Raw genomic sequence first — 12,374 nt, 5'->3', positions numbered from 1 at the left:
TATTAGTTCCCCACCGTGATGTTAAGACTGAAATAGTTAATAAATAGTGAATTTTAATGAACGGCGATTCCACTATAAAATGCAGTGTTATGTTTGGCTAAACATATAACATATTGGCCAGGCTGAGGGAGTTTACTTCATGTTTTAGCGGGTTATTTTCATGAAAAGAAGGTTGTGAACTCCGCGCTGAAACGCTTCCTCTGTGTGCTACATCGCTGATGACCAGACAAATTATGGTACAATGAATCATCGGGAATATTACACATTGATTAGGGTTTTACGGCCAATGGCACAACTTTATTTCTACTATTCGGCAATGAATGCCGGGAAATCCACCGCGTTGCTGCAATCCTCGTACAATTACCAGGAGCGCGGGATGCGTACCGTTGTTTATACGGCTGAAATTGACGATCGCTTTGGCGCAGGGAAGGTGAGCTCCAGAATAGGGCTCTCGTCGCCTGCCAGACTGTTTAACCCGAAAACCGATCTATATGAGGACATTCGTACAGAACATGCTTTGCAGCCCATTCACTGTGTTCTGGTAGATGAGAGCCAGTTTCTGACGCGTGAACAGGTTCATGCCCTTTCAGAGGTGGTTGATGAGCTCGATATTCCCGTGCTGTGTTACGGCCTGCGTACGGATTTCCGCGGTGAGCTCTTTGCTGGTAGCCAGTATTTGCTTGCCTGGTCGGATAAGCTTGTCGAATTGAAAACAATCTGCTTCTGCGGTCGAAAAGCCAGCATGGTGCTTCGTCTTGACCAGGCCGGGAAACCTTATGCAGATGGCGAGCAGGTGGTTATAGGCGGTAATGAACGCTATGTTTCAGTCTGTCGTAAGCATTATAAAGAAGCGTTGTCTGTAGGCTCGCTGACGGCGATTCAACACGACAACAGGAAATAACGCCAGCCTTGTTATACAGACATAAAAAAACCCGCCATAAAGGCGGGTTTTTTCTTCTGCTTTCAATTAAGCGCTTTTCTTCGCTTTCTTGTCAGCTTTGATGACAGGAACTTCTGTTTTCACAGCGGCAACGTCACCTTCTTTGAACTCACGACCGTAGAAGGTATCCAGCAGAATCTGTTTCAGCTCGGAGATCAGTGGGTAGCGCGGGTTAGCACCAGTACACTGGTCATCGAATGCATCTTCAGACAGCTTATCTACGTGAGCGAGGAAGTCAGCTTCCTGAACGCCTGCTTCACGGATAGATTTTGGAATACCCAGCTCAGCTTTCAGGCTTTCCAGCCATGCCAGCAGTTTCTCAATCTTCGCAGCAGTGCGGTCACCCGGTGCGCTCAGACCAAGGTGGTCTGCGATTTCAGCGTAACGACGGCGCGCTTGCGGACGGTCGTACTGGCTGAAAGCAGTCTGCTTGGTTGGGTTGTCGTTAGCGTTATAACGGATAACGTTGCTGATCAACAGGGCGTTCGCCAGACCGTGAGGAATGTGGAACTGAGAACCCAGCTTGTGCGCCATAGAGTGGCAAACACCCAGGAAGGCGTTCGCAAACGCGATACCGGCGATGGTTGCTGCACTGTGAACGCGTTCACGTGCTACTGGGTTTTTAGACCCTTCGTTGTAGGACGCTGGCAGGTTTTCCTTCAGCAGTTTCAGCGCCTGCAGAGCCTGACCGTCAGAGAACTCAGATGCCAGCACAGAAACGTAAGCTTCCAGGGCGTGAGTTACCGCATCCAGACCACCGAACGCACACAGTGATTTCGGCATCTCCATGACCAGGTTCGCATCAACGATAGCCATATCTGGGGTCAGTGCATAGTCAGCCAGTGGGTATTTCTGACCTGTTGCATCGTCCGTTACTACTGCGAATGGCGTAACTTCTGAACCGGTACCGGAAGTGGTGGTTACTGCGATCATTTTCGCTTTTACGCCCATTTTCGGGAACTTGTAGATACGTTTACGGATGTCCATAAAGCGCAGCGCCAGTTCTTCGAAGTGGGTTTCAGGATGCTCGTACATGACCCACATGATTTTCGCGGCGTCCATTGGGGAACCGCCGCCCAGAGCGATAATCACATCTGGTTTGAAGGAGTTAGCCAGTTCAGCACCTTTACGCACCACGCTCAGGGTAGGGTCAGCTTCAACTTCAAAGAACACTTCAGTTTCAACGCCAGCCGCTTTCAGTACAGAGGTGATCTGGTCAGCGTAGCCGTTGTTGAACAGGAAACGGTCAGTCACGATGAGCGCACGTTTGTGGCCATCAGTAATCACTTCATCCAGCGCGATTGGCAGAGAGCCACGGCGGAAGTAGATAGATTTCGGAAGTTTGTGCCACAACATGTTTTCAGCTCGCTTAGCAACGGTTTTCTTGTTGATCAGGTGTTTTGGACCAACGTTTTCAGAGATGGAGTTACCACCCCAGGAACCACAACCCAGAGTCAGGGAAGGTGCGAGTTTAAAGTTGTACAGGTCACCGATACCACCCTGAGAAGCAGGGGTGTTAATCAGGATACGTGCAGTTTTCATCATCTGACCGAAGTGGGCAACGCGTTCTGGCTGGTTGTCCTGGTCGGTGTACAGACAAGACGTGTGACCGATACCGCCCATGGCAACCAGTTTCTCGGCTTTCTCTACCGCGTCTTCGAAATCTTTCGCACGGTACATGGCAAGCGTTGGAGACAGTTTTTCATGTGCAAACGGCTCGCTTTCGTCAACAACTTTCACTTCACCGATCAGGATTTTGGTTGTTGCCGGAACGGTAAAGCCTGCGAGTTCAGCAATTTTGTAAGCCGGCTGACCCACGATAGCAGCGTTCAGTGCGCCATTTTTCAGGATGATGTCCTGAACGGCTTTCAGCTCTTTGCCCTGCAGCAGGTAGCCGCCGTGGCTGGCGAAACGTTCACGAACTGCGTCGTACACGGAATCAACAACAACAACAGACTGTTCAGATGCACAGATCACGCCGTTATCGAAGGTTTTAGACATCAGTACAGACGCAACGGCACGTTTGATGTCAGCAGTTTCGTCGATAACAACAGGAGTGTTACCGGCGCCCACACCGATCGCTGGTTTACCGGAGCTGTATGCGGCTTTAACCATGCCTGGACCACCGGTCGCCAGGATCAGGTTAATGTCCGGGTGATGCATCAGCGCATTGGAGAGCTCAACAGAAGGTTGGTCGATCCAGCCGATCAGATCTTTTGGTGCGCCAGCAGCGATCGCCGCCTGCAGGACGATATCCGCAGCTTTGTTGGTCGCGTCTTTCGCACGTGGGTGTGGAGAGAAGATGATTGCGTTACGGGTCTTCAGGCTAATCAGTGATTTGAAGATAGCTGTAGACGTTGGGTTAGTTGTCGGAACAATACCGCAGATGATGCCGATAGGTTCAGCGATGGTGATGGTACCGAAGGTGTCGTCTTCGGACAGCACGCCACAGGTTTTCTCATCTTTATAGGCGTTATAGATATACTCGGAAGCAAAGTGGTTTTTGATCACTTTATCTTCCACGATACCCATGCCGGATTCGGCAACGGCCATTTTAGCGAGAGGGATTCGAGCATCTGCAGCAGCCAGTGCGGCCGCGCGGAAGATTTTATCAACCTGTTCTTGGGTGAAATTGGCATATTCACGCTGGGCTTTTTTAACGCGCTCGACGAGGGCGTTCAGTTCAGCGATATTAGTAACAGCCATAATGCTCTCCTGATAATGTTTAAACTCTTTTAGTAAACCAGCGCTCGATACGTCACACAGTATAGACAGAGCCGATACGACTTGCGTAACACAAAGTAAAACAAAGAGTTACTTTCTGCGTCAGCACACTAATTTACTAAAAGAGCCTTACCTTAGCATCATCCCTTTTTGTCAGGTGATCTCCCTGGGGGCGTAACCAAGATTACTCACTTCTGAGTACGGAAATCATGATCTGCGTCAATTTTCCCCCAAGCTGATACCTTTCAGCAGGGTTATTTCGTTGAGATTTTTCAAGTGTTAAATAATTACGTAAGTAATGGAAGCGACGCTATCATTGATTATACATATGTTTAACATCCTGAAATGATAACGTTTTGCCACAGATTTCGAGTGAAGTATGCTAATAAAAAGGGTATCTTCAGCGCGATTTCTCATGGCAAAGTGTCAGTCCCGGGCATGTGTATAAGCGGAGCAAAACGTGATCCAAACGCTCTTTGATTTTCCAACGTATTTTAAATTTTTTATTGGTTTGTTTGCCCTGGTCAACCCGGTGGGGATCATTCCTGTCTTTATTAGTATGACGAGTTACCAGACGGCGGCGGCGAGGAATAAGACCAACCTCACCGCTAACCTGTCAGTGGCTATCATATTGCTCACCTCCCTTTTCCTGGGTGACGCCATTCTCCAGCTCTTCGGGATTTCGATTGACTCTTTCCGCATAGCGGGTGGGATCCTGGTCGTGACCATCGCGATGTCCATGATCAGCGGTAAGCTGGGCGAGGATAAACAGAACAAGCAGGAGAAGTCAGAAACAGCTATCCGCGAAAGTATTGGCGTGGTGCCGCTGGCCTTACCGCTCATGGCTGGCCCTGGCGCCATCAGTTCAACCATTGTCTGGGGCACGCGTTACCATAGCCTGATGCACCTGATTGGCTTTTCCGTTGCCATTGCGCTTTTCGCACTTTGCTGTTGGGGAGTATTCCGCATGGCGCCCTGGCTGGTGCGCCTGCTGGGGCAGACGGGCATTAACGTCATAACGCGTATTATGGGTCTGCTGTTGATGGCGTTAGGGATTGAATTCATCGTTACAGGAATTAAAAGCATTTTCCCCGGTTTGCTGCACTGATATTTCGTATGAAAGAACGGAGCCACGGCTCCGTTTTTTTACGTCATTATCAGTAAATCCTATAACTAAAGTTGAAATGCTCACATATCATAATAAATTCTACTAATAATGTTCATTGCTTGTATTTCAATGAGTTATTAATTCCCGCCAAACCCGCCTGCGCAGAAAACCTTCGATCGATCTGTTATTTTACTCACATGATACTCTGGGGCTTGCTGAGAGATAACCGAAATGATATTAGTAAATTCAACATTCCCCTAGATGAATGTGCTAAATAATAACCAGTTGTTAAATTTTTGTACAAAATCACTCGATGATAGCGCAGCGACGCGCGTGTAGAGAAAAATTTCTCTATCTTATTGAATGTCATGGTTTTTAAGTGGTGTTCGATGTCCGGCAGGGCTGCCCTCAACGATGCGGTACTCACCGTAAAAGAGAATTGCTTAACAAATTTGCAAAATGTATTGGCGCGCGTTTACGCCATTTGATACTTTCCGGCCTAATATTTTGCAGCATAAAACAAGCAGATGAGAATTATTTTCATATGGTTCTCTTCTCAGATATCCAATGCAGGTCTCAAACAGGGTAGGCCTGTAAAGAATCGACGCAAGACGGCCATACGAGCGGTCAGTAATAAAAAAGTCGGTGATAGCAAGCAGTAAAAGAAGAACCTGACAGCAGCAAAAAAAACTCCTGCGCTGTACAGGCCCCAACAGGGGATTACACAGCTGGCGAAGGCCAGTCATTATAATGAGTGGAGTACCAACACAATGTCCATCATCACAAAAAAAAATCTGGTAGCGGCGGGGATTTTAACTGCGCTAATCGCGGGCAACGCTGCAATGGCTGCGGACGTTCCTGCAGGTGTTCAACTGGCGGAGAAACAGACGCTGGTGCGTAACAACGGTGCGGAAGTTCAGTCTCTTGACCCGCACAAAATTGAAGGTGTTCCTGAGTCTAACGTTAACCGCGACCTGTTCGAAGGCCTGCTGGTGACAGACGTAGACGGCCACCCGGCGCCGGGTGTTGCAGAAAAATGGGAAAACAAAGATTTCAAAGTCTGGACCTTCCATCTGCGTAAAGATGCGAAATGGTCCGACGGTACACCGGTCACGGCCGAAGATTTCGTTTATAGCTGGCAGCGTCTGGCGAATCCAACCACCGCCTCTCCGTATGCGAGCTACCTGCAATATGGCCACATCGCCAATATTGATGACATCATCGCGGGCAAAAAACCTGTTACCGACCTGGGCGTAAAAGCGATCGATGCCAATACCTTTGAAGTGACGTTGAGCGAACCTGTTCCGTACTTCTATAAGCTGCTGGTTCACCCGTCCGTCTCCCCGGTACCAAAATCCGCCGTGGAAAAATTTGGTGAGAAATGGACGCAGCCTGCCAATATCGTGACCAACGGTGCCTATAAGCTGAAAGACTGGGTGGTCAACGAACGTATGGTGCTTGACCGTAACCCGCAGTATTGGGATAACGCGAAAACCGTTATTGACCAGGTGACCTACCTGCCAATTTCGTCCGAAGTGACTGACGTTAACCGCTATCGCAGCGGTGAAATCGACATGACCTATAACAACATGCCGATTGAACTGTTCCAGAAACTGAAAAAAGAGATCCCTAAAGAAGTTCACGTCGATCCGTACCTGTGCACCTATTACTATGAAATCAACAACCAGAAAGCACCGTTTACCGACGTACGTGTTCGTACCGCGCTGAAGCTGGCACTGGATCGCGATATCATCGTGAACAAAGTGAAAAACCAGGGCGATCTGCCGGCGTACAGCTATACCCCTCCATACACCGATGGCGCAAAACTGACCGAGCCAGAGTGGTTCAAACAGACTCAGGAACAGCGTAACGCAGAAGCGAAGAAACTGCTGGCCGAAGCGGGCTACACCGCAGATAAGCCGCTGACCTTTAGCCTGTTGTACAACACTTCCGATCTGCACAAAAAACTGGCTATCGCCGTTGCCTCAATCTGGAAAAAGAACCTGGGCGCGAACGTGAAGCTGGAAAACCAGGAGTGGAAAACCTTCCTCGACAGCCGTCATCAGGGCACCTTTGATGTAGCACGAGCTGGCTGGTGTGCGGACTATAACGAACCGACCTCCTTCCTGAACACCATGCTGAGCGACAGCTCGAACAACACCGCGCACTATAAGAGCCCGGCGTTCGACAAGCTGATTGGCGACACGCTGAAAACCACTGACGAAGCGCAGCGTACAGAACTGTACTCTAAAGCCGAGCAGCAGCTGGATAAAGATTCCGCGATCGTTCCGGTTTACTACTACGTTAACGCCCGTCTGGTGAAACCGTGGGTAGGTGGATATACCGGTAAAGACCCGATGGATAATATCTACGTTAAAAACTTGTATATTATCAAGCATTAATGGCAATGAGTGGGGCGGGCATGCTCGCCCCACGGTGTCTAACCAACGTCACATAATATAGGCACACGCCAGAAGGTACGGGCAATGTTGAAATTTATCCTACGTCGCTGTCTTGAAGCGATTCCAACGCTATTTATTCTCATCACGATTTCCTTCTTCATGATGCGTCTTGCGCCGGGCAGTCCATTTACCGGTGAGCGTACGCTGCCGCCTGAAGTCATGGCGAATATCGAAGCGAAATACCACTTAAATGATCCAATCTCCACCCAGTACTTCAATTACCTGAAGCAGCTGGCCCACGGTGATTTTGGACCGTCATTTAAATATAAAGACTATTCCGTTAACGACCTGGTCGCGTCCAGCTTCCCGGTTTCGGCTAAGTTGGGTGCTGCGGCATTTATTCTGGCCATCGTTTTCGGGGTCACCGCAGGCGTTATCGCCGCGCTAAGACAAAATACCAAATGGGATTATGCCGTAATGGGGGTGGCAATGACCGGGGTAGTGATACCCAGCTTCGTTGTCGCGCCATTACTGGTGATGATATTTGCCATCACGCTGAAGTGGCTGCCTGGAGGCGGCTGGAACGGCGGGGCACTGAAGTTCATGATTTTGCCGATGGTGGCATTATCTCTGGCGTACATCGCCAGTATCGCGCGTATCACCCGTGGTTCAATGATCGAAGTGCTGCACTCGAACTTCATTCGTACCGCGCGCGCTAAAGGGCTGCCGATGCGTCGGATTATCTTCCGCCACGCGCTCAAACCGGCGCTGTTACCCGTGCTTTCCTACATGGGACCAGCATTCGTCGGGATCATCACTGGCTCTATGGTTATCGAAACAATCTACGGCCTGCCCGGCATTGGTCAGCTGTTCGTTAACGGCGCGCTCAACCGCGACTATTCGCTGGTGCTGAGCCTGACCATTCTCGTCGGTGCGCTGACCATTCTCTTTAACGCTATCGTCGATGTGCTGTATGCCGTCATCGATCCGAAAATTCGTTACTAACGCTGGAGCACGCCATGATGTTGAGTAAGAAAAACAGCGAGGCGCTGGAAAACTTCAGTGAAAAACTGGAAGTAGAAGGTCGTAGCCTCTGGCAGGACGCGCGCCGTCGCTTTATGCACAACCGTGCAGCGGTTGCCAGTCTGGTTGTTCTGGTGATCATCGCACTGTTTGTGACCCTGGCGCCGATGCTGTCGCAATTTACCTATTTCGACACCGACTGGGGCATGATGTCCAGCGCGCCGGATATGGAATCAGGCCACTATTTTGGCACGGACTCCTCGGGACGCGATCTGCTGGTGCGTGTCGCTATCGGTGGCCGTATCTCGCTGATGGTAGGTATTGCTGCCGCGCTGGTGGCGGTGATCGTGGGTACGCTCTACGGTTCACTTTCCGGCTACCTCGGCGGCAAAATAGACTCGGTAATGATGCGTCTGCTGGAAATCCTGAATTCCTTCCCGTTCATGTTCTTCGTCATCCTGCTGGTGACCTTCTTCGGCCAAAATATCCTGCTGATCTTCGTGGCTATCGGGATGGTTTCCTGGCTGGATATGGCGCGTATTGTTCGCGGCCAGACGCTGAGCCTCAAACGCAAAGAGTTTATCGAAGCCGCGCAGGTAGGCGGTGTGTCCACCGGGAATATCGTGGTTCGCCATATCGTTCCTAACGTGCTGGGCGTGGTGGTGGTTTATGCCTCACTGCTGGTACCAAGCATGATCCTGTTTGAATCTTTCCTGAGCTTCCTGGGTCTGGGTACACAAGAGCCACTGAGCAGCTGGGGCGCGCTGCTGAGCGATGGCGCAAACTCGATGGAAGTTTCACCGTGGCTGCTGCTTTATCCGGCGGGTTTCCTGGTCGTTACCCTGTTTTGTTTTAACTTTATCGGCGATGGCCTGCGTGATGCCCTCGACCCGAAAGACCGTTAAGGAGCGCCGTCATGACAATTATTGAAACGGCCACTGCGCCACAGGCGCAACAGCAGAATAACCTTCTGCTGGATGTGAAAGATCTCCGCGTGACCTTTAAAACGCCGGACGGGGATGTTACCGCCGTCAACGATCTCAACTTCAACCTGCGCGCGGGTGAAACGCTGGGGATAGTGGGGGAATCCGGTTCCGGAAAATCCCAGACTGCCTTTGCGCTGATGGGCCTGCTTGCTGCTAACGGCGTGATTGGCGGCTCCGCTAAATTCAACGGACGTGAAATCCTCAACCTGCCGGAACACGAGCTGAATAAGCTGCGCGCTGAGCAGATCTCGATGATTTTCCAGGATCCCATGACCTCGCTGAATCCGTATATGCGCGTAGGCGAGCAGCTGATGGAAGTCCTGATGCTGCACAAAGGCCTGGGCAAAGCGGAGGCCTTTGAAGAGTCGGTCAAAATGCTGGATGCGGTGAAAATGCCGGAAGCGCGCAAGCGTATGCGCATGTTCCCGCACGAGTTTTCTGGCGGTATGCGTCAGCGCGTGATGATTGCGATGGCGCTGCTGTGCCGGCCAAAGCTGCTGATTGCCGATGAACCTACCACAGCGCTGGACGTTACCGTCCAGGCGCAAATCATGACCCTGTTGAACGAGCTGAAGCGCGAGTTCAACACGGCGATTATCATGATCACTCACGACCTGGGCGTAGTGGCCGGCATCTGCGACAAAGTGCTGGTGATGTATGCCGGTCGTACCATGGAATACGGCAAAGCGCGCGATGTCTTCTATCAGCCTGCGCACCCGTACTCGATTGGTCTGTTGAATGCGGTGCCGCGTCTTGATGCGGAAGGGGAATCCCTGCTCACCATTCCGGGCAACCCGCCAAACCTGCTGCGTCTGCCGAAAGGCTGTCCGTTCCAGCCGCGCTGCCCGCACGCGATGGAAATCTGCAACAGCGCTCCGCCGCTGGAAGAGTTTGCACCAGGCCGTCTGCGCGCCTGCTTTAAGCCGCAGGAGGAGCTGGTATGAACGCATTAGATGAAAAACGCAACGTTCTGCTCGAAATCGCCGATCTTAAAGTGCATTTCGACATCAAAGACGGCAAACAGTGGTTCTGGCAGCCGCCGAAAACTCTAAAAGCGGTGGACGGCGTCACGCTGCGCCTGTACGAAGGGGAAACCCTGGGCGTGGTGGGAGAGTCCGGCTGCGGTAAATCGACCTTTGCGCGAGCCATCATCGGTCTGGTCAAAGCCACCGACGGTAAAGTGGCCTGGCTGGGTAAAGACCTGCTGGGCATGAAGCCCGACGAGTGGCGCGAGGTGCGCAGCGATATCCAGATGATTTTCCAGGATCCGCTGGCGTCATTAAACCCGCGTATGACCATCGGCGAGATTATTGCCGAGCCGCTGCGCACCTATCATCCGAAGATGTCTCGTCAGGAAGTGCGCGACCGCGTGAAGGCGATGATGATGAAAGTCGGCCTGTTGCCAAACCTCATCAACCGCTATCCGCATGAGTTCTCCGGCGGTCAGTGCCAGCGTATTGGTATTGCCCGTGCGCTGATCCTCGAACCGAAGCTGATTATCTGCGATGAGCCGGTTTCCGCGCTGGATGTGTCCATTCAGGCGCAGGTGGTTAACCTGCTGCAGAAGCTGCAGCGCGAAATGGGGCTGTCGCTGATCTTCATCGCGCATGACCTGGCCGTGGTGAAACACATTTCTGACCGCGTGCTGGTGATGTATCTGGGGCATGCCGTGGAGCTCGGCACCTATGACGAGGTGTACCACAATCCATTGCACCCTTACACCAGAGCGCTAATGTCCGCGGTGCCGATCCCCGATCCCGATCTGGAGAAAAATAAAACCATCCAGCTTCTGGAAGGGGAATTACCCTCACCAATTAACCCGCCGTCAGGCTGCGTCTTCCGCACGCGCTGCCCGATGGCCGGGCCGGAATGTGCTAAAACGCGACCGGTTCTCGAAGGCAGTTTCCGACATGCGGTTTCCTGCCTGAAAGTAGACCCGTTATAATCGCAAGGGCTGACATGACGTCAGCCCTTATTTTTTGCGAGGTAACTGTGTCGCGTTTATTCACGTCAGCCCGTCGGCGGCTTTATCATTTTTTATTCGATCCTGAAACGGTTTCCGGGCGACGCTTCGAAGGTCTGTGCGGTTTATTTGCGCTCCTCAGCGTGGTAGTTATCTTTATTGAATCGGGTGCCGGGACGCAATACCACCTGACGTTTGACGAATGGCATATCTTTGTCTGGCTTGAGCTGGCGATTACCCTGGTTTTTACCGCTGAATATCTCCTCCGGGTAATAGCCTGGCCCAACCCGGCCAGGTATGTTTTCAGCTTCTGGGGATTTATCGACTTAGCCACCATCTTACCGCTCTATGTCATGTGGCTGTGGCCGGAGATCAGCCTGAGTTATGTCTTTGCCTGGCGAGCGATGCGCGTGATTCGGGTATTACGTATTCTGAAATTGCTGCGTTTTATGCCGTCATTACGCGTGTTCTGGAGTGCGATCGTCAGCGCCCGGCATCAGCTTATTTTGTTCTACTCGTTTATTGCCATCGTCATGATTGTTTTTGGCGCGCTGATGTATTTAATAGAAGGGCCCAAATATGGCTTTACGACGCTCAATGCGTCGGTTTACTGGGCCATTGTGACCGTCACGACCGTGGGCTACGGTGATATTACGCCCCATACGCCACTGGGGCGCATCGTGGCGTCCGTGCTGATTTTGATTGGCTATTCGGTGATTGCGATCCCGACGGGACTGATTACCACACACATGAGCAGCGCGTTTCAGAGCCGCAAGCAACAGCGCAAATGTTCTCATTGCCAGCAGGGCGAACATGAACACGACGCGCGGTTTTGTCACCGCTGCGGCAGTGAATTGCCGGAGTAAATAAAAAAGGCTGCAATCGCAGCCTTTTTTATTATTCGCGCCAGAGAATATGGCACAGCTTGTGGTCTTTCTCCCGACAGAGCAGGACGCGGGCGAAAATATCGTTAATTTCGCCGCCGTCTTCATCGGCCAGCCCAATCACCACTTCGGCAAAGAAGTCCGGATTCAGGTCGAAATCCACATGCTCAGCCCAGTCTTCTGAAGGGTCGAACAATTCAGCGCCGCCGCGCTCTTCGAACTGCAGATTAAAGAGGATCACGTCTGCGGGATCGAGGTTATCAACCGCCAGTTCGAGAAAAATGTCATAGGCCTGCTCGAGCGTTTCGTCTTCGGTCAGGCGATTGTTCAGATCCATTTCCATG

Annotated in this window: 10 protein-coding genes; 8 read left to right on the top strand and 2 right to left on the bottom strand. The window is 51.5% G+C overall.

The window, feature by feature from the left end; genetic code table 11:
- The first annotated feature begins 286 nt into the window (after positions 1 to 286).
- Positions 287 to 901 carry a thymidine kinase gene (gene tdk, locus NI40_RS12860; protein ID WP_033145758.1) on the top strand — a complete coding sequence of 205 codons (615 nt, stop codon included), beginning with the start codon at positions 287 to 289 and terminating at the stop codon, positions 899 to 901.
- Between the two features lie 66 nt (positions 902 to 967).
- Here the strand turns inward: tdk and adhE are convergent, their stop codons facing one another.
- Complete coding sequence (adhE, locus tag NI40_RS12855) at positions 968 to 3,646, bottom strand: bifunctional acetaldehyde-CoA/alcohol dehydrogenase (RefSeq protein ID WP_023312099.1); 2,679 nt, start codon at positions 3,644 to 3,646, stop codon at positions 968 to 970.
- Positions 3,647 to 4,124: 478 nt separating this feature from the next.
- On the opposite strand from adhE, the gene NI40_RS12850 reads away from it, so the two are divergent.
- The 7 genes from NI40_RS12850 to NI40_RS12820 all read left to right on the top strand — a co-directional run bounded on the left by NI40_RS12850 (position 4,125) and on the right by NI40_RS12820 (position 12,012).
- The gene (locus NI40_RS12850) at positions 4,125 to 4,772 is read left to right on the top strand and encodes a YchE family NAAT transporter (protein WP_023312098.1); all 648 of its coding nucleotides are present in this window, start codon (positions 4,125 to 4,127) and stop codon (positions 4,770 to 4,772) included.
- Positions 4,773 to 5,542: 770 nt separating this feature from the next.
- On the top strand, positions 5,543 to 7,174 hold the full coding sequence (gene oppA / locus NI40_RS12845; RefSeq protein WP_033145757.1) for an oligopeptide ABC transporter substrate-binding protein OppA: 1,632 nt from the start codon (positions 5,543 to 5,545) through the stop codon (positions 7,172 to 7,174).
- A gap of 84 nt (positions 7,175 to 7,258) precedes the next feature.
- On the top strand, positions 7,259 to 8,179 hold the full coding sequence (oppB, locus tag NI40_RS12840) for an oligopeptide ABC transporter permease OppB (RefSeq protein ID WP_008502786.1): 921 nt from the start codon (positions 7,259 to 7,261) through the stop codon (positions 8,177 to 8,179).
- Between the two features lie 14 nt (positions 8,180 to 8,193).
- The gene (oppC, locus tag NI40_RS12835) at positions 8,194 to 9,102 is read left to right on the top strand and encodes an oligopeptide ABC transporter permease OppC (protein WP_023312096.1); all 909 of its coding nucleotides are present in this window, start codon (positions 8,194 to 8,196) and stop codon (positions 9,100 to 9,102) included.
- Positions 9,103 to 9,113: 11 nt separating this feature from the next.
- The gene (locus tag NI40_RS12830; RefSeq protein ID WP_023312095.1) at positions 9,114 to 10,127 is read left to right on the top strand and encodes an ABC transporter ATP-binding protein; all 1,014 of its coding nucleotides are present in this window, start codon (positions 9,114 to 9,116) and stop codon (positions 10,125 to 10,127) included.
- A complete protein-coding gene (oppF, locus tag NI40_RS12825) occupies positions 10,124 to 11,128 on the top strand; it encodes a murein tripeptide/oligopeptide ABC transporter ATP-binding protein OppF (RefSeq protein ID WP_023312094.1) in 1,005 nt (334 codons plus the stop codon). Before NI40_RS12830 ends, oppF begins: the two co-directional genes overlap by 4 nt.
- Positions 11,129 to 11,142: 14 nt before the next feature.
- Positions 11,143 to 12,012, top strand: coding sequence for an ion transporter (locus NI40_RS12820; RefSeq protein WP_045143071.1), 870 nt, complete (start codon positions 11,143 to 11,145; stop codon positions 12,010 to 12,012).
- A 31-nt stretch (positions 12,013 to 12,043) separates the two neighbouring features.
- On the opposite strand, the gene NI40_RS12815 is transcribed toward NI40_RS12820, so the two are convergent.
- On the bottom strand, positions 12,044 to 12,373 hold the full coding sequence (locus tag NI40_RS12815) for an HI1450 family dsDNA-mimic protein (RefSeq protein WP_006810881.1): 330 nt from the start codon (positions 12,371 to 12,373) through the stop codon (positions 12,044 to 12,046).
- Between the last annotated feature and the right edge of the window lies 1 nt (position 12,374).

It is taken from the genome of Enterobacter sp. E20, assembly GCF_000801755.2.
GTDB classification, from domain to species: Bacteria; Pseudomonadota; Gammaproteobacteria; order Enterobacterales; family Enterobacteriaceae; genus Enterobacter; species Enterobacter asburiae_B.
This window is presented reverse-complemented; position numbering and strand designations above follow the sequence as displayed.

Excerpts from the sequence above, each read along its gene's own strand:
- NI40_RS12820 (WP_045143071.1), top strand. The coding sequence starts at position 11,143 with ATGACGTCAGCCCTTATTTTTTGCGAGGTAACTGTGTCGCGTTTATTC.
- oppB (WP_008502786.1), top strand. The coding sequence starts at position 7,259 with ATGTTGAAATTTATCCTACGTCGCTGTCTTGAAGCGATTCCAACGCTA.
- NI40_RS12830 (WP_023312095.1), top strand. The coding sequence starts at position 9,114 with ATGACAATTATTGAAACGGCCACTGCGCCACAGGCGCAACAGCAGAAT.
- oppF (WP_023312094.1), top strand. The coding sequence starts at position 10,124 with ATGAACGCATTAGATGAAAAACGCAACGTTCTGCTCGAAATCGCCGAT.
- adhE (WP_023312099.1), bottom strand. The coding sequence starts at position 3,646 with ATGGCTGTTACTAATATCGCTGAACTGAACGCCCTCGTCGAGCGCGTT.
- oppC (WP_023312096.1), top strand. The coding sequence starts at position 8,194 with ATGATGTTGAGTAAGAAAAACAGCGAGGCGCTGGAAAACTTCAGTGAA.
- oppA (WP_033145757.1), top strand. The coding sequence starts at position 5,543 with ATGTCCATCATCACAAAAAAAAATCTGGTAGCGGCGGGGATTTTAACT.
- tdk (WP_033145758.1), top strand. The coding sequence starts at position 287 with ATGGCACAACTTTATTTCTACTATTCGGCAATGAATGCCGGGAAATCC.
- NI40_RS12815 (WP_006810881.1), bottom strand. The coding sequence starts at position 12,373 with ATGGAAATGGATCTGAACAATCGCCTGACCGAAGACGAAACGCTCGAG.